The following is a 16,784-nucleotide window of genomic DNA, read 5'->3' on the forward strand; positions in this document are numbered from 1 at the left end:
ACACCCCGTGGGGCTGGACTGAACGGCCGCACTCTCGCAGGAACGAACGGCGCTTTCGCTGCTACCGAAGCAGCGAGGGCGCCGTTCGTTCGTCTAGGACCCCCGATCAACGGGGAGTTCGCGCGCAGAGAAGCAGCGAGTCAGGGGAGCACGCCGAGAGGGCGTTCGCTGCGTCCGTCAGGACGACGAGCGCTCGCGCACCACGTGCGGGCGGAGGTGGCGGTAGCCGCGCACCGCGAGCTGGGGCACCGCGCGGATCTCGAGGTCGAGGTCGGTGGCGCGCAGGGCCTCGGTGAGGTCCTCGTCGACGAGCACCGAGCCCGGGCGGGCCTCGGAGGTCAGGCGCGCGGCGATGTTGACCACCGGCCCGTACACGTCGCCGTAGCGGGGGAGCACCTCGCCGAGCGCCATGCCCACGCGCAGGGTGACCTGGCCGTCGTCGTCGGGGACCTGCTCGTGGAGGCGGAACGCGATGTCGACGGCGTCCTCGACCCGCTCGCACACGAAGAGGATCTCGTCGCCGAGCGTCTTGACGATCCGGCCCCGGCGCCGCGCGACGATCTCGGTGCACACGGTCTCGAAGCGCTCGAGCAGCGACCGCAGCTCGGTCTCGTCGATCTGGCGGCTCAGGCGGGTGAAGCCGACGATGTCGGCGAACCCGACGACGGTCCGGTTGCCGCCGGCGCCCTCGCCGTCGGGGTCGGCGAGGCCCGAGAGGATGCGCCCCGCCGTCACCGCGAGGTGCCGGCGCCACACGTAGGACTGCAGCCGCTCGAGCGTCGGGACCAGTGTCTCGACGGCCGCCACGACCGCGTCCGGGTCGTCGGCGCGTCCGGCGTCGACGATCGTGCGGCGCACGAGGTTGGCCTGCCACTCCGCGAGCCGCCCGAGGCCCTGCCCGAGCGCGCGGGCGACGGCCAGCTCCTCGGCGGCGTCGAAGGTGTCGGTGTCGAGCAGCCGGCCCGAGAGCTCGAGCGCCTCGAGGTCGGCCTCGGCGAAGCCGCGCAGGTCGTCCGGGGTCGTCGGGAAGCCCAGCGCGCTCCAGAGCCGCGCGGTGTGCTCCGGCGACAGCCCCGTGCGCTCGTGGACCTCGCCGCGCGTCATCGTCCGGGGGCCGCCCAGCAGCAGGTCCTCGATCCGCTCCTGGGCCCGCGCCCACCGCTGGGGGTCGGTGGCGTCGGGACCCGGGGTCACGTGGTGTGGACGATGAGGACGTCGCTGCCGGCGCGCCGGGAGATGCCCTGGGGCACCGAGCCGAGCAGGCGCCCGGCGAGGCTGTTGAGCCCGCGGTTGCCGACGACGACGAGGTCGGCGCGGCGGTCCGCGACGATCTCGATGACGCGCTCGATGGGGTCGCCCTCGACCGCCACGGTGTCGATCTCGACCGAGCCCTTGGCCGACGCGCGCTCGCGGGCGTCACGCAGCGTCTCCTCGGCGGGGGTCGAGCCGACGACGTGGAACGCCGCGTCCTCGCCGAGCTCGCGCTCGGCGTCGGCGGTGTTCTTCGCCGGGTGGTAGGCGCAGATGATCAGCAGGAGGGCCTTGGCGTCGGCCGCGATGGTCGCGGCGCGGTCGACGGCGCGGTACGACGACTCCGAGCCGTCCGTGCCGACGGCCACGATCTGGTAGGCGCCCATGGTCGCGACAACCTCTCTCGTCGGTGACGGGTCACGGCCCCGTCACGATGTCGGTCCGGGAGCGTACCGCTGTTGCTCCGTTCGGACGCTGTGGGCCCCGAGGAGCGTCCCCCTGATGAGGTGGAGACGCAGACGGGGTGTCAGTCGTCCGAACAACGAGGTCATGGCCGCCACCGATGCGGTGACGTCGTCGCGGGCGTCGAGATAGGCCCGCCGGTGGGCCGTCGGCAGCGTGAAGAAGCGGTCGAAGAACCCGGGCACGTCGGCCGGCGGCATCGCCAGCAGCGTCTCGAGCCCGCGGCGGCGCAGCGCGTGCACGGTGACCGCGGCGGGGGAGCGGATGACGCGCCGGGCCGCGCGGGCGGTGGCCGCCGGGTCGGCGCCCCCGCGCAGCGCATCGGCGATCGCGGCCGCGATGCGCGGGGAGAGCCGCAGCGAGGTGGCGAGGCTGAACCCCGACGCCGGGTGCACCAGCGGGTCGGCCGCGCCCACGGCGACGACGCCGGCGGGGGAGCGGTGGCGCGGCGAGTCGACAGGGAAGCGGACCTTCTCCACCGCCGCCGGGTCGTCGTCGGGGATCTCGGCGTCGGACAGGCCCGCGGCGCGCAGCCGGGCCCGGAGCCGCGTGCGCAGCTCGGGCATCGGCAGCCCGGGTCGCCGCGCGAGTGAGGTCTCCTCGAGCAGCACGCGCTCGGCGTCCAGCGGCACGGCGTAGAGGAACGTCGGCCAGCCCGGACGTCCGTGCCGCGGGCGCCAGTCCATGAACAGCAGCCGGTCGTCGCTGACGCGGGCGGCCACCTCCCGGTCGACGACCACCCCGAACGCCGTCTGCTCGGCGCGCGGCCCGCCGTCGGTGACCGAGCGGCGCCCGAGCGCCTGGCGCGCGCCGGTCGCGTCGACCACGACCCGCCCCGGGGCGGCGGTGCCGTCGTCGAGCAGCACCGCGGGGTGCCGGCCGGCGCCCGCGGGCACGGCGCCGACCACGCGGCCGCGGCGCACGGCGACCGTGGGGTCGGTGAGGTGCTCCTGGAGCGCGGCGGTGTCCAGCACGACGTACTCGTCGTCGAGCTGGTGGGTGCGCTGCGCGACGACCACCCCGCGGCCGCGGGCGGCGACGACGTCGGTGGGCAGGTCGGCGGGCAGCTCGTGGGTCCACGACCCGTAGGTGTGGGTCCACGGGCGGTGCGGGCGCGGGTCGACCAGCAGCGTGCGCAGGTCCAGGGCCGCGCAGGCGAGCGCGAGCGCGCGCCCGGCCGGGCCGGCCCCCGCGATCACGACGTCCGCGACGGGCGCGGCGGCGGGCGTCACCGCTCGCGGTCCCCCTTCTGCTCCCTCTTCTGCTCCGCCTCGGCCCGGGCCATCTCCTCGAGCGCCGCGCGGTCGGCCTTCGCCCGGGCGTTCCAGGCCCGCATCTCGGGCGGGTAGCCGGTGACCTGCACGTCGTGGCACGCGACCTTCACCGAGCGCGCGAGCTTCTGCGCCGCGCGCGGCGTGCCGACGCGCCGGCGGGTCCACTCGCCGTCGAACGCCACGGCGACGACCGTGGTGTCGGTGGCCGTGGTCTCGGGCTCGACGTAGAACGCGACGCCCTCGCGGGACTTCGCGAACGCCCGGAGGTGCGCGAGGTCCGCGGGCCCGCCCTCGCGGTCGAGCACCTGGCGACGCTCGTCGCCACCACCCCGCCACCTGCTGAACAGACCCATGCGCACCTCCCGGTCACCCCCCATTCTGCCCAACGGAGTTGAGGTGACGGTGGGGTTCACGTGCTGCCCGTGGCGAGCAGGCCGCCGTCGACCCGCACGGTCTCCCCGGTGATCCAGGACGCGGCGTCGGAGACGAGGAAGCCGACGAGCGCGGCGACGTCCTCCGGGGTGCCGAGGCGGCGCATCGGGTAGCGGCTGGCGACCTCCTCCTCGCCGTGCGCGTAGAGCGCCTCGGCGAACCGTGTCTTGACCACCGCGGGCGCCACCGCGTTGACCCGGATCGCCGGCCCGAGCTCCCAGGCCAGCTCCTCGGTGAGGCGGATCAGCGCCGCCTTCGACGCCCCGTAGGCCCCGATGACGCCGCTGGAGCGCAGGCCGCCGACCGAGGCCATGTTGACGACCGCCCCGCCGTGGGCGCCCATCCAGGCGCGGTGCGCCTCCTGCACGAAACCGAGCGCGGCCACCACGTTGACCTCGAAGGTCTTGGACACCGCGCCGAGGTCGGCGTCCACGAGCGGGCCGTACTGCGGGTTGATGCCCGTGTTGTTGACCAGCACGTCCAGCGACCCGAAGCGCGCGACGGTGGCGTCGACCGCCTCGGTGCGCGCCGCCGGGTCGCCCGCGTTGCCCGCGACGGCCAGGACGCGGTCGTCCGCGCCCAGCGACGCCGCCGCCTCGTCCAGCTCGGGACGCTTGCGCGCGGTGATCGTCACCGACGCCCCCCGGTCGAGCAGGTGGCGGGCCACGCCCAGGCCGATGCCCCGGCTCGCGCCGGTGACGAGGGCGACACGCCCGGCCAGATCACCCGCGGAGGCGGTGTCGTCGGTCATGGCCGCACCCTAGGCGGCCGGGCCGACAGCGAGGGTCGCCTACACTGGGAGGGTCCGCGCGGCGCCCCCGGCCGCCCGCACCGACCTCGTCGAGGACTCCTCCCTGTGATCACCGCGTCCGATCTCGAGCTGCGCGCCGGCTCGCGCATCCTGCTGTCGGGGACGTCGCTGCGCGTCCAGCCGGGCGACCGGATCGGGCTGGTCGGGCGCAACGGGGCGGGCAAGACGACGACGCTGCGCAGCCTCGCCGGCGTCGGCGAGCCCTACGGCGGCACGATCCGCCGCACCGGCCCGGTGGGCTACCTGCCCCAGGACCCCCGCGAGGGCGACCTCACCGTGCTCGCGCGCGACCGCGTGCTCTCGGCCAAGGGCCTCGACGAGCTGCTGCGCGAGATGGAGAAGACGCAGACCGCGATGGCGGAGCTCGCCGACGACGCCGCGCGCGACAAGGCGATCGCCCGCTACGGGCGGCTGGAGGAGCGCTTCGCCGACCTCGGGGGCTACGCCGCCGAGAGCGAGGCCGGGCGGATCTGCTCGAACCTCGGCCTGCCCGACCGCGTGCTCGGCCAGCCGCTGCAGACGCTCTCGGGCGGCCAGCGCCGCCGCGTCGAGCTGGCCCGCATCCTGTTCGCGGCCAGCGGCGACACCGGCGGCAACGCGGGCACCACGCTGCTGCTCGACGAGCCCACCAACCACCTCGACGCCGACTCGATCGGCTGGCTGCGCTCGTTCCTGCTGTCCCACGAGGGCGGGCTCGTGGTGATCAGCCACGACACCGAGCTGATCGACGCCGTGGTCAACAAGGTGTGGTTCCTCGACGCCACCCGCGGCGAGCTCGACAGCTACAACATGGGCTGGTCGAAGTACCAGCAGGCGCGGGCCGACGACGAGGCCCGGCGCCGCCGCGAGCGCGCCAACGCCGAGAAGAAGGCGGGCGCGCTGCAGGTCCAGGCGGCGAAGATGGGCGCCAAGGCCACCAAGGCCGTCGCCGCCAAGCAGATGGCGCGGCGCGCGCAGGCCATGCTCGACGGGCTGGACGCGCAGCGCACCGACGACAAGGTGGCGCACATCCGCTTCCCGGCGCCCGCCCCGTGCGGGCGCGTGCCGATGACCGCGCAGGGCCTGTCGAAGACCTACGGCTCGCTCGAGGTGTTCACCGGCGTCGACCTCGCCATCGACCGCGGGTCCCGGGTGGTCATCCTCGGGCTCAACGGCGCGGGGAAGACGACGCTGCTGCGCATCCTCGCCGGCGCCGAGCACCCCGACACCGGGGAGGTCGAGGCCGGCCACGGGCTGCGCACCGGCTACTTCGCCCAGGAGCACGACACGCTCGACATGGACCGCTCGGTCTGGGAGAACGCCCGCAGCGCCGCCCCGGACACCGGAGAGCAGCAGCTGCGCACGCTGCTCGGCGCGTTCCTGTTCACCGGCGAGCAGCTCGAGCAGCCCGCCGGCACGCTGTCGGGCGGCGAGCGCACGCGGCTCGCGCTGGCCGGGCTCGTGTCGTCGGCGGCCAACGTGCTGCTGCTCGACGAGCCCACCAACAACCTCGACCCGGCGAGCCGCGAGAAGGTCCTCGACGCCCTGCGCCGCTTCGAGGGCGCGGTCGTGCTGGTGACCCACGACCCGGGCGCGGTCGAGGCGCTGGAGCCCGAGCGGGTCATCCTGCTGCCCGACGGCACCGAGGACCACTTCTCCGCCGAGCACCTCGAGCTGGTCGAGCTCGCGTAGCAAGGTCCTTGTCGTTCCTGGCCCCTCCGGACTTTCCGCTGGTCCGGCAGGCCATGGAGATCACTCCGATCGGCCCAACCGCTTACCGATCACGAGAAGTGTGCCGTGGCGCACACCCCGTCCGGCGATCATCATGGGTTGCTCGGACCTGCGATCGGACGAGGGGTGGGATCGAGATGGCCGATCTGAAGAAGGGTGCCCGCATCACGGGCACCCAGCGTGACAAGCTCGCGACGGATCTCAAGAAGAAGTACGAGAAGGGCGCGAGCATCCGCTCGCTGGCCGAGTCCACCGGGCGCTCGTACGGATTCGTGCACCGGGTGCTCTCGGAGTCCGGTGTGACGCTGCGCGGGCGTGGGGGCGCCACGCGCACGAAGAAGAAGTAGGAGCGCGCACGTCGTTCGGGGGGTACACCCGCCCACGGAGGACCCGGTGGACACCACACGCCGGCCCCGTGGAGCGGGCACTTGACCTCGATCTAGGTCGAGGTCGCACGCTCGGGGCACACGGTCCGACGAGCGTGAGGATTGCGAGCCCATGGACGGCGCCTGGTCGTTGATGATGTCCGCGGCGCGGTCCGAGGGCCTGCCGCGGTCGGTCCCCAAGGGGACGCTGCCGCGGATCTGGCGCTTCGCGAGCCGGCACCACCGCGCGCTGACGGTGTTCCTGTCGCTCGCGACGGCGTCGGCCGTGATCGGCGTCGCGACGCCCGTGCTCGCGGGCCGCATCGTCACGGCGATCACCGGGCGCTCCGCCCCGTCGGTGGTCGTCGTGCTGGCGCTGGTCATCGCCGGGCTCGCGGTGGTCGACGCCGGGCTGACGCTCGCGGAGCGCTGGCTGTCCTCGCGCATCGGCGAGGGGCTCATCTACGACCTGCGCCTCGCCGTGTTCTCGCACGTCCAGCGCATGCCGCTCGCGTTCTTCACGCGCACGCGCACCGGGTCGCTGGTCAGCCGGCTCAACAACGACGTCATCGGGGCCCAGCGGGCGTTCACCTCGACGCTCTCGGGGCTCGTCACCAACGTCATCCAGCTCGTGCTCGCGGTCGCGGTGATGATCGCGCTGGCCTGGCAGGTCACGCTGCTGGCCCTCCTGCTGCTGCCGGTGTTCGTGCTGCCCGCCCGCCGCATGGGCCGGCGGATCGCGGCGCTGCAGCGCGAGTCGGCCGACCTCAACGCGTCGATGACCGGGCAGATGACCGAGCGCTTCTCGGCCGGCGGCGCGACGCTGGTCAAGCTGTTCGGGCGGCCGGAGGCGGAGCGGGACGAGTTCGGCGAGCGCGCCGACCGGGTGCGCGCCGTGGGCGTGCGCACCGCGATGGTCAACCGCGTCTTCCTGACCTGCCTGACGCTGGTCTCCGCGCTCGCCCAGGCCCTGGTCTACGGCCTCGGCGGCTGGCTCGCGGTCACCGGGCGCCTCGACGCCGGCACGGTCGTCGCGCTCGCGCTGCTGCTCACCCGCCTGTACTCGCCGCTGACCCAGCTGGCCAACGCCCGCGTCGACGTGATGAGCGCGCTGGTCAGCTTCGAGCGGGTGTTCGAGGTGCTCGACCTGCAGCCCGCGCTCACCGAGCCCGAGCACCCGGTGCCGCTGCCCGAGGGCCCGCTCGGGGTGCGGCTGCGCGACGTGCGCTTCACCTACCCGACGGCGTCGGCGGTGTCGCTGGCCTCGCTCGAGGAGGTCACCCGCCTCGACGACCGCGCCGGGCACGAGGTGCTCCACGGCGTCGACGTCGGCATCGGGCCCGGCCGGATGCTCGCGCTGGTCGGCCCGTCGGGGGCGGGGAAGTCCACGATCGCCTCGCTGCTGCCGCGGCTCTACGACGTCGACTCCGGCGCGGTCGAGATCGGCGGGGTGGACGTGCGCGAGCTCGCCTTCGCCGACCTGCGCGGCGCGGTCGGCGTCGTGACCCAGGACGGGCACCTGTTCCACGACACCGTGCGCGCCAACCTGCTCTACGCCGCGCCGGACGCGGACGAGGAGCAGTTGCGCGAGGCCATGGTCCGCGCCCGGCTGGGCGAGCTGCTCGACGAGCTGCCCGCCGGGCTGGACACCGTGGTGGGGGAGCGGGGCCACCGCCTCTCCGGCGGCGAGCGCCAGCGGCTGACGATCGCGCGGCTCCTGCTCGCCGCGCCGCGCGTCGTGATCCTCGACGAGGCCACCGCCCACCTCGACTCCGAGTCGGAGCACGCGGTGCAGGAGGCGCTGGCGGAGGCGCTGGTCGGGCGCACGGCGGTGGTCATCGCCCACCGGCTCTCGACCGTGCGCGCCGCCGACGTCATCGCCGTGGTCGAGCACGGGCGGGTGGTCGAGCAGGGCACGCACGACGAGCTGCTGGCGCGCACCGGGCGGTACGCGGACCTCTACCACACCCAGTTCGCCCCGTCGCGCAGCGCAGCGTGAGTCATCACTCACGGTGACACTCGCATCCCGGACACTCCGCGAACGACACCTGCGGGGCGTGCGGTGCGCGTGTAGCGTCGCTGAGCGTCCGTGAGCACCAGCATCGACCCGGCGGCGTGAACCGTCGGTGTCAGGCCGTTCGAGGAGGCCCCGTGCCGGCTCCGACACCGTCCGCGCGCCCGGTGGATCGCGACGTCTCACCGGTCCCGACGGCGGCGGTCGCGCACCACCGCATCCCGCTCGACCCCGCGTCGCCGCTGCGCGATCGGGGCACCGCCGAGGCCTACGTGGCGTCCGTGTGCTTCAAGCACGGGCCGCCACGGCTCATCGGCACCGAGCTGGAGTGGCTCGTCCGTGACGCCGAAGACCCCGCCCGTCCCCTCGACCCCGCCGTGCTCGCCCGTGCCCTCGGGCCGCACGCGCCCGTGACGCTCGCGCCGCACCCCCGCCCCACGCACGGGCACCCCGTCCCCGCCGCCTCCGATCCCGTCCCGCTGCCCGCCGGCGGCACGGTGACCGTCGAGCCCGGGGGTCAGGTGGAGATCGCCAGCCCGCCCCTGCCGACCGTCGGCTCCCTCGTGCGCGCGGTGAGCACCGACGTCGCCGCGCTGCGCACGCTGCTGGCGAACGAGGGCCTGGTCGCGGTCCCGCGGGCCAGCGATCCGCTGCGCCCGCCGCGCCGCCTCCTGCAGGTCCCGCGGTACGCGGCCATGGAGGCGTCCTTCGACCGCATCGGCCCGCACGGCCGCACGATGATGTGCTCGACCACCGCGGTGCAGGTCTGCGTCGACGCCGGCGAGGGCGAGGACGTCGCGCACCGGTGGGCCGCCCTCCACGAGCTCGGGCCCGTGCTGCTCGCGGCGTTCGCCAACTCGCCGGTGGTCCACGGCCGGCGCACCGGCTGGAAGTCGTCACGCATGGCGAGCTGGCTGGCGCTCGACCCCCAGCGCACGAGCCCGCCCGCCGTCGCCGGCCCCGACCCGGGCCGCGAGTACGCGCGCCGCGCACTCGACACTCGCCTGCTCCTCGTCCGTCGCGACGACGCGGGCGGCACGTCGTGGGACGCACCGGAGGCCTCGTTCGCCGACTGGATCGCCGGCCGCACCGACCCCGCGCCGACGCGGGCGGACCTCGACTACCACCTGACGACGCTCTTCCCGCCCGTGCGGCCCCAGGGCCACCTCGAGGTCCGCTACCTCGACCAGCAGGCGGGCGACGAGTGGGTGGTGCCCGTGGCCGTGGTGGCCGCGCTGATGCAGGACCCCGACACCGTCGCCCGAGCCCGTGCCGCCGCGGAACCGGCGGTCGGGCGCTGGACCGCGGCCGCCCGCCACGGGCTCGCCGACCGCGTGCTGCGCCGCGCGGCGGGGGCGGTGTTCTCCCAGGCCCGGCGCACGCTGGCCGGCCCCGCCTTCGACGACCTCGACCCCGCGGTGCGCGACCTCGTCGACCGCGTCATCGCCGGGCGCGTGATGCGGGGCCGCTGCCCCGCCGACGAGCCGCTCGACGACGCCGAGGCCCGCGTGCCCGAGACCGGGCGCCCGCCCGAGCACGAGTACCCGTCCGGATCCCGATCCCCCTCCGGAGGTGAGCGATGACCGCCACCGACCCCGTGACCGACCGGGCCGCGCTGCGCCGCCGCCTGGCCGCCGAGCTCGAGGCCGCCCGCGCCCGGACCCGCGCGCTGAGCCACGACGTCTTCGGCCCCGACGACCCCGAGTTCACCCGCCAGCACTCGCCGCTGATGTCGCCGTTCCACTGGGACGTCGCGCACATCGCCAACATGGAGGACTTCTGGCTGGTGCGCCGGGGCGCCGCCGACACCGACCTCGTCGACGGCGTGCGCGAGGACCTCGACCACCTCTACGACGCGTTCACCAACCCGCGCGCCGCGCGTCCGTCGCTGCCGCTGCTCGACCCGACCGAGGCCCGCGTCTACGGCGAGCGCGTCCGCGAGCGGGCGCTGGCGCACCTGGACGCGGCGTCGTTCGACGAGCGCCGCACGCTGGCCGGCGGCTTCCTGTTCGGGATGATCGTCCAGCACGAGCAGCAGCACGTGGAGACGATGCTCGCCACCCATCAGCTGCGGGCCGGGGCGCCGGTGCTGCACGCCGACCCGCCGCCGGCGTCGGTGGTGCCGGGGCTGGCGGGCAGCGAGGTGTTCCACCCGGGCGCGGAGTTCCTCCTGGGCACCTCCGACGAGCCGTTCGCGCTCGACAACGAGAAGCCCGCCCACCCCGTCCGGGTGGCGGACTTCTGGCTCGACGCGGCGCCGGTCACCAACGCCGAGTACGCGCGCTTCGTCGACGCGGGCGGGTACGACGACCGCTCGCTGTGGTCCGAGGCCGGCTGGGAGCACATCCGGGCCGAGGGCTGGACCGCGCCGATGACGTGGGAGCGGATCGACGACCGCTGGTACCGGACGTCGTTCGGCGTGCGCGAGGAGATCCCGGGCGACCAGCCGGTGCTGCACGTGAGCTTCCACGAGGCCGCGGCGTACGCCGCCTGGGCGGGCAAGCGTCTGCCCACCGAGGTCGAGTGGGAGTTCGCGGCGCGCTACGAGCACGCGTCGGGCACCGCGCGGCGGTGGCCGTGGGGCGACGAGGACCCGACGCCCGAGCGCGCCAACCTCGACCAGCGCCACCTGCAGCCCGCCCCGTTGGGCGCCTACCCGGCCGGGGCGTCGCCGCTCGGCGTGCACCAGCTCGTGGGCGACGTGTGGGAGTGGTGCGACTCGGGGTTCGAGGGCTACCCGGGCTTCGAGCCGTTCCCGTACAAGGAGTACTCCGAGGTCTTCTTCGGCGGCGACTTCCGGATGCTGCGCGGGTCGTCGTTCGGCGTCGGCACGCCCAACGCCCGCACCACGTTCCGCAACTGGGACCTCCCGATCCGGCGCCAGATCTTCTCCGGCTTCCGCTGCGCCCGGAGCGCCTGACCGGTGTGCCGCCACCTGGCCCATCTGGGCCCCACGCCGGTCACGCTCGCTTCGGTGGTGACCGAGCCGCCGCACTCGCTGCTCGTCCAGAGCTACGCCCCCGCGGACATGCGCGGCGGCGGCACCGTCAACGCCGACGGGTTCGGGGTGGGCTGGTACGTGCGTGATCTTCTGAGCTATAGCTCAGAAGATCACGCACGTACGGCGCTGTACCGGCGCGACGACCCGATGTGGACCGACGCGTCGTTCCTGGACGTCGCCCGGGCGGTGGAGACCACCGCACTCGTGGCCGCGGTGCGCTCGGCGACCGTGGGGATGCCGGTGTCGACGGCGGCCTGCGCGCCCTTCCGCGGCGAGGCCGCGGGCGCGACGTGGCTCTTCAGCCACAACGGCGTGGTCCGCGGCTGGCCGCAGAGCATGGCCGACCTCGCCGCGACCCTGCCCGCGGTCGACCTGCTCACCACGGAGGCCGCCACCGACTCGGCGCTGCTCTGGGCCCTGGTGCGCGCCCGGATCGCCGCCGGCAAGGACCCCGCCGACGCGGTCGCGGGCGTGGTCGCCGAGGCGCTCGCCGCCGCCCCGGGTTCGCGGCTCAACCTGTTGCTCAGTGACGGCGACCAGGTGGTCGCCACGGCCGTCGACCACGCGCTCGCGTACCGCACCCACCCCGACGGCGGGGTGACGGTCGCCTCCGAGCCCCTCGACGACGACGACGCGTGGGTACCCCTCAACGACGGCACCCTGCTCGTCGCGCGCCCCGGGTCCGCGCACGACCCACCCGCCGTGTCCGTCACGGCCCTGTAGCCGCACGCCCCGTTCCCGACGCCGTGAACGGCGCCCGCCACCGCGGTGACGTGCGCCCCCGATCCCAGGACGTGACCCGAGACCGATGAGCCTGCCCGCCCTCGACGTACACCTGACCGCCGCCGACGCCGACGCCGCGCTCCGGGACGACGCCCGCCGCGGCCTGACCGCGAGCCCGAAGGTGCTCTCCCCGCAGTGGCTCTACGACGCCCGGGGGAGCGAGCTGTTCGAGCAGATCACCGCGCTGCCCGAGTACTACCCCTTCCCCGCCGAGCGCGAGGCGCTGACCCTGCACGCCGACGCCATCGCCCGCGCGGCCGCCGCCGACACGCTGGTGGAGCTGGGGTCGGGGTCGTCGTCGAAGACCCCGGTGCTGCTCGACGCCCTGCACCGGGCCGGCACGCTGCGGCGCTACGTGCCCGTGGACGTCTCGCCGTCGGCGCTCGAGGAGGCGGTCCCGGGCCTGGTGGAGGCCTACCCGGGTCTCGACGTGCACGGCGTCGTCGCCGACTTCACCCGCGACCTGCGCAGCGTGCCGCACGACGGCCGGCGCCTCGTCGCCCTGCTCGGCGGGACCCTGGGCAACTTCGAGCCCGGCGACCGCCAGGTGTTCCTCGCGGCGCTGGCCGACGAGCTGGACCCGGGAGAGGCGTTCCTCGTGGGCACCGACCTCGTCAAGGACGAGGCGACGCTGGTCGCGGCCTACGACGACGCGCAGGGCGTGACGGCCGCGTTCGACCTCAACACGCTCTCGGTGCTCAACCGGGTGCTCGGCGCCGACTTCGACCGCTCGGGGTTCGACCACCTCGCGGTGTGGGTGCCGCAGTCCAGCCGCATCGAGATGCGGCTGCGGGCCCGGCGCGCCATGCGGGTGCGGGTGCCGGAGCTCGACCTCGAGGTGGACTTCGCCGAGGGCGAGGAGATGCGCACCGAGATCTCGACCAAGTTCACGCGCGAGCGGATCCGGGACGAGCTGGCCGCCGCGGGCTTCTCCCACGACGGGTGGTTCACCGACCCGCAGGACCGGTTCGCCCTGTCGCTGGCCGTCCGTCGCTGAACGAGGCCACCGAGGACACGGTCGGCGGCGCTGCGGGGGCCGCACCGAGCGGCCCGCCGGGGGCCCGCGGCGACATCGCCGAGAGCGGGGCCAGGGAGACGGGCGCCGGGGTCGGCGCGATGTCGGCCTCGTCGGCCTCCGGTGCGGGCTCCGGGGCTGCCGGCTCCACGACCCAGCTGCCGTTCACGGGGCGCCGCTGGAGCGTGGGCCCCGCCGTGAGGGCGTCGACCTCGACGGTCCGCAGGCGCCGCCGGGCACGCTCGACGTGCCGGGCGCTGCCCCGGACCACGACCGCCACCACCAGCCGGTCGCCGTGCGGATCGGGCACGGCGTGCAGGAGGTGGTGGCGGCCGTCGCCGGTGTCGACGGTGAGCTCGCGACCCGGCCCGAGGGCGTCGGCCGCGCGGACGACGTCCGCGTGGCCCGCCCCGAGCAACTCGAGGTCGGCGAGCTCGGGGTCGTCGGCGTAGCCGTCGAGGATGAGGCCGCTGCCGACGTCGACGAGGGTGGCGGCGAGGATGCGCCGGTCGTCGAGCAGCGGCTTGAGCACCGCCGACAGCCCGTCCGACCGCACGCACGTCAGATGGCGATGACGCCCCACCCTCGCCGCCTTCCCCCGTCGGTGGTGGTCAGCGGCGTCCGACCTGCTGGTAGTAGCCCGGGTCCTGCGTCGGCACGGCCGCCTGCGACGACGGGTCGTCGAGGTAGAAGCGCTGGCCGATCATCCGCAGGTCCCGCCGGGCCATCGCGAGGTTGGCCTGCTGGCGGTTGAGCACCAGGTAGAAGAACAGCTTGTCGTCGCCGTTCGAGTAGATCGGCCGGATCAGGTGGTACTGGGTGTCGAGGGTGATCAGGATGTCCTCGATCGTCTCGCGCAGGCCCAGCTTCTGCATGACGTCGAACTTGGCACGGACGACCTCGCTGTTGCCGGGGGCCGCGACGTCCAGGTCGAACTCGGCGCTGCCACCGCGCGAGCCCAGGGTCATGCCGCTGTCGTAGTCGACGATCGCCACGGCGAACGCGCCCTTGATGTTGGCGGCCTGGTTGAGGGCGTACTCGATGTCGCTCATGGATTCCTCCGTGTCGGGGTCGCTCCGGGGGAGCGGGTGGTGGTCGGGTCGGGGCGCCCGGCGATGGCCTTCTGGGGACCGGGCCCGAGACCCAGCAGGCCCGCGAGGACCCGCCGCAACGTCTCGGGATCGGTGCGCCAGCGCTGGCCCAGCACGCCGGCACTGTCGCGGACGGTGGTGCGCCATCCCGGGCCCGCGGCAGCCGGTGGCCCGGCGGGCTGCGCCGTGCGGGGTGCCGGCAGCACCGGCACCGCCGCGGGCGGGGCCGCGGTCGGGGTGGGTGTCGGGGTGGGTGTCGGGATGGGTGCCGGGGTCGGCACGAGGGCGGCCGGCGACGCTGCCGGTGGGCTCGCCCAGGGTCGGGCCGACGGTCCCGCTCCCGTCGGCGTCCGCCGCGGGAAGGGGACGGTGCCCGGTCGGTCGCCCGACCGGGACGGCGGGGGCAGCGCGGGCTGGGCGGGCACCGTGGTCACGGCGGCGAGCTGCCGCCGGGCCAGGGCGAGGTTCCCGTCCTCGCGGCGGACCCGCAGGTACGCCCACGGACCCTCGGGAGAGCCGCCCACCGCCCGCAGGAGGTGGTGCGCCGCGTCCGTGGTGACGATCAGGTCGTCGAGGGTCCGGCCACGGTCGGCGGCCACCGCACCGGCGCGTCGCCCCCAGGCGAGCACCGCCGCGACGGTGCCCTCGTCGTCGGCGCCGATCGCCGCGAGCACCCGTCCGTCGCTCTCGTCGACGAGGCACGCGTGGGACAGACCCGGCAGGTCACGGACCGGCGCGAGGTACTCCGCGCCCGGCGACGGGGTGGCCGACACCGGGGTGGCTCCCGGGGGAGTCGCCCGACGTATGGCCTCCTGGATCACGAAACCCTCTCGATCGCCTCTCGCTGCGGTCACGATCCTATGAGCGATGACCACGCTCCGCCATTGGCGTTCGGGGCATCTTCCCCGTACGGGCGACGCAGCCGTTCGTCCGAATGCAGAGTGATTACTCTGCGCCGAACGGCGGGGCGTTCAGCCGATCAGGCGGACGCGCGGGGCACGAAGCGCGAGAGGACGCCCCGCTGACGACGGCCGTCGTCCGGGTCGGACTCACCGGCCGCCGTCGCGCACGACGGGCACCGGCTCGCCGGCGGGGCCGCCAGGGACGAGGCCCAGACCGTGGCGCGGCACAGCGCCTCGTAGCGGCCGTCGCCGCCCTGGGCGGCCAGGAACGCGGCGTCCGAGACGGCGTGGTCGGCGCCGTCGACGGCACACGTGAGCCACAGGGGACGGCCCGGCCCGGCCCGCCTCACGACGCGCGGTCCGCGACGTCGTCGGGGCCCAGCAGGTCGTCGTAGGCGCCGCCCTTGATGTCGGCCAGGAACGACGCCATCTCGGGGACGGAGAACACCAGAGCCGGGCCCTCGGGGAAGCGGGAGTTGCGCACCGCCACGCCCTCGGCGGGCACCGGCGCGAGCTCGACGCAGTTGCCCTGCTTGCCGGACCGGACGCTCTTGCGCCATGCCGCGTCGGGCAGGGCGACCTGCGCGTTCGGGACCTGGCCCATGGCGACCGCCTCGATCATCTGCACGTGCATCCGGTGGGTGCAGCAGTGATCCTATCAACCGTGCCGTGCGGATGCACGTGCACGCGACGGCTCGCCCGGGGAGATCCCCCGGATGTCTCAGCGCTCCGCGGCGATCTTGTTCAGGTACTGCCGCGTCTCGTCCGGCGTCAGGGCGTCGACGGCCACGCGGTCGATCACGCGGCTGTAGGCCTCGACCTCGGAGCGCTTGTCCAGGTAGGCCGCGGCCGTGAGGTGCTCCTGGTAGACGAGGTCGGGCAGCTCCGGCTCGGCGAAGCGCAGGATCGAGAACGAGCTCTCGGCCGCGTACCCGGACATCGTGAACGGCAGGATCTGGATGACCACGTTCGGGAACGCCGAGAGCTCGAGCAGGCGCTCGATCTGCGCGACGAGCGCCGACGGCCCGCCGATGGGCCGGTGCAGCACCGACTCGTCGATGATCGCCCAAAAGGTCGGTGCGTCACGGCGCCCGAGTGTCTGCTGGCGCCGCATGCGGACCTGCAGCCGCCGCTCGTCGTCGGGCGTCGCCCGGTCCGGGTGGCCCGAGGTGATGATCGCCCGCGCGTAGTCCTCGGTCTGCAGCAGGCCCGGGACGAACAGCAGCTCGTAGGTCTGGATGCGTGCGGCGCTGGTCTCCAGGCCGACGTAGTCCTCGAACCAGTGGGGCAGGACGTCGCCGTAGGGCTGCCACCAGCCCGGCTCGTTGCTGCGCCGGGTCATGTCGAGCAGCAGCTCGCGCTCGTCGGCGTCGGTGACCCCGTACATCGTCAGCAGGTCGGCGACGTCACGGTCCTTGAAGCCGACCTTGCCGGCCTCGAGGCGGCTCATCTTGGAGTCGGAGCCGCGGATGGACCACGCCGCCTCGGAGCGGGCGACCCCGGCACGCTCGCGCAGGCCGCGCAGCTGGGCGCCCAGGATGATCCGGCGCGCGGTGGGCCCGCTGACCTCGGTCTGCTCCCGCTCGGCCACGGTGGTGCGCTCCCCGTTGTCGTGGGGCCCGAGTCCGCCGCCCCACGTCTCCCAGGGGCCTCGGGCGTGCCGCCGAGCACGG

The 16,784-nt window shown here is 74.8% G+C and carries 18 protein-coding genes; 7 read left to right on the top strand and 11 right to left on the bottom strand.

All coding sequences use genetic code 11. The annotated features are described in order from the left end of the window. Positions 1 to 177: 177 nt before the first annotated feature. Genes ACQPX6_RS14740 through ACQPX6_RS14760 form a run of 5 tightly spaced genes read right to left on the bottom strand, consistent with a single transcriptional unit; the run spans position 178 to position 4,170 of the window. The gene (locus ACQPX6_RS14740; protein ID WP_433788054.1) at positions 178 to 1,194 is read right to left on the bottom strand and encodes an adenylate/guanylate cyclase domain-containing protein; all 1,017 of its coding nucleotides are present in this window, start codon (positions 1,192 to 1,194) and stop codon (positions 178 to 180) included. Beyond that, the gene (locus tag ACQPX6_RS14745) at positions 1,191 to 1,637 is read right to left on the bottom strand and encodes a universal stress protein (RefSeq protein ID WP_433788055.1); all 447 of its coding nucleotides are present in this window, start codon (positions 1,635 to 1,637) and stop codon (positions 1,191 to 1,193) included. Before ACQPX6_RS14745 ends, ACQPX6_RS14740 begins: the two co-directional genes overlap by 4 nt. A gap of 42 nt (positions 1,638 to 1,679) precedes the next feature. Beyond that, a complete protein-coding gene (locus ACQPX6_RS14750) occupies positions 1,680 to 2,945 on the bottom strand; it encodes a lycopene cyclase family protein (protein WP_433788056.1) in 1,266 nt (421 codons plus the stop codon). Beyond that, on the bottom strand, positions 2,942 to 3,340 hold the full coding sequence (locus tag ACQPX6_RS14755; RefSeq protein WP_433788057.1) for a hypothetical protein: 399 nt from the start codon (positions 3,338 to 3,340) through the stop codon (positions 2,942 to 2,944). Before ACQPX6_RS14755 ends, ACQPX6_RS14750 begins: the two co-directional genes overlap by 4 nt. Positions 3,341 to 3,396: 56 nt before the next feature. After that, a complete protein-coding gene (locus ACQPX6_RS14760) occupies positions 3,397 to 4,170 on the bottom strand; it encodes an SDR family oxidoreductase (RefSeq protein WP_433788058.1) in 774 nt (257 codons plus the stop codon). Positions 4,171 to 4,275: 105 nt separating this feature from the next. Here ACQPX6_RS14760 and ACQPX6_RS14765 point away from each other — a divergent pair, with 105 nt between their 5' ends. The 7 genes from ACQPX6_RS14765 to egtD all read left to right on the top strand — a co-directional run bounded on the left by ACQPX6_RS14765 (position 4,276) and on the right by egtD (position 13,100). Then, positions 4,276 to 5,901, top strand: a complete 1,626-nt coding sequence (locus ACQPX6_RS14765) for an ABC-F family ATP-binding cassette domain-containing protein (RefSeq protein WP_433788059.1) — start codon at positions 4,276 to 4,278, stop codon at positions 5,899 to 5,901. 176 nt (positions 5,902 to 6,077) lie between these two features. Then, entirely contained in the window at positions 6,078 to 6,287 is a 210-nt protein-coding gene (locus ACQPX6_RS14770) for a helix-turn-helix domain-containing protein (protein ID WP_116707459.1), read from the top strand. Positions 6,288 to 6,438: 151 nt separating this feature from the next. Further along, positions 6,439 to 8,304 (top strand): ABC transporter ATP-binding protein, encoded by a 1,866-nt coding sequence (locus ACQPX6_RS14775; protein ID WP_433788060.1) that lies wholly within the window; start codon positions 6,439 to 6,441, stop codon positions 8,302 to 8,304. A gap of 152 nt (positions 8,305 to 8,456) precedes the next feature. Further along, positions 8,457 to 9,902, top strand: coding sequence for an ergothioneine biosynthesis glutamate--cysteine ligase EgtA (gene egtA / locus ACQPX6_RS14780; RefSeq protein WP_433788061.1), 1,446 nt, complete (start codon positions 8,457 to 8,459; stop codon positions 9,900 to 9,902). Beyond that, positions 9,899 to 11,239, top strand: coding sequence for an ergothioneine biosynthesis protein EgtB (gene egtB / locus ACQPX6_RS14785; RefSeq protein WP_433788062.1), 1,341 nt, complete (start codon positions 9,899 to 9,901; stop codon positions 11,237 to 11,239). The genes egtA and egtB overlap by 4 nt, the downstream gene beginning before the upstream one ends. A gap of 54 nt (positions 11,240 to 11,293) precedes the next feature. Continuing rightward, entirely contained in the window at positions 11,294 to 12,043 is a 750-nt protein-coding gene (gene egtC / locus ACQPX6_RS14790; protein ID WP_433788063.1) for an ergothioneine biosynthesis protein EgtC, read from the top strand. An 85-nt stretch (positions 12,044 to 12,128) separates the two neighbouring features. Beyond that, positions 12,129 to 13,100, top strand: a complete 972-nt coding sequence (egtD, locus tag ACQPX6_RS14795) for an L-histidine N(alpha)-methyltransferase (RefSeq protein WP_433788064.1) — start codon at positions 12,129 to 12,131, stop codon at positions 13,098 to 13,100. Here the strand turns inward: egtD and ACQPX6_RS14800 are convergent. The 6 genes from ACQPX6_RS14800 to ACQPX6_RS14825 form a co-directional block, all read right to left on the bottom strand. Beyond that, complete coding sequence (locus tag ACQPX6_RS14800; protein ID WP_433788065.1) at positions 13,051 to 13,674, bottom strand: hypothetical protein; 624 nt, start codon at positions 13,672 to 13,674, stop codon at positions 13,051 to 13,053. The genes egtD and ACQPX6_RS14800 overlap by 50 nt on opposite strands. A 55-nt stretch (positions 13,675 to 13,729) precedes the next feature. Then, positions 13,730 to 14,170 carry a hypothetical protein gene (locus tag ACQPX6_RS14805; protein WP_433788066.1) on the bottom strand — a complete coding sequence of 147 codons (441 nt, stop codon included), beginning with the start codon at positions 14,168 to 14,170 and terminating at the stop codon, positions 13,730 to 13,732. Next, positions 14,167 to 14,982: a hypothetical protein gene (locus ACQPX6_RS14810; protein WP_433788067.1), complete on the bottom strand. Its 816-nt coding sequence runs from the start codon at positions 14,980 to 14,982 to the stop codon at positions 14,167 to 14,169. Before ACQPX6_RS14810 ends, ACQPX6_RS14805 begins: the two co-directional genes overlap by 4 nt. Before the next feature lie 206 nt (positions 14,983 to 15,188). Continuing rightward, entirely contained in the window at positions 15,189 to 15,461 is a 273-nt protein-coding gene (locus ACQPX6_RS14815) for a hypothetical protein (protein WP_433788068.1), read from the bottom strand. Continuing rightward, a complete protein-coding gene (locus ACQPX6_RS14820) occupies positions 15,458 to 15,745 on the bottom strand; it encodes a DUF397 domain-containing protein (protein ID WP_433788069.1) in 288 nt (95 codons plus the stop codon). The genes ACQPX6_RS14815 and ACQPX6_RS14820 overlap by 4 nt, the downstream gene beginning before the upstream one ends. Before the next feature lie 87 nt (positions 15,746 to 15,832). Then, complete coding sequence (locus ACQPX6_RS14825; protein ID WP_433788070.1) at positions 15,833 to 16,702, bottom strand: helix-turn-helix domain-containing protein; 870 nt, start codon at positions 16,700 to 16,702, stop codon at positions 15,833 to 15,835. Between the last annotated feature and the right edge of the window lie 82 nt (positions 16,703 to 16,784).

Source organism: Actinomycetospora sp. CA-101289 (assembly GCF_050955895.1).
GTDB lineage: Bacteria > Actinomycetota > Actinomycetes > Mycobacteriales > Pseudonocardiaceae > Actinomycetospora.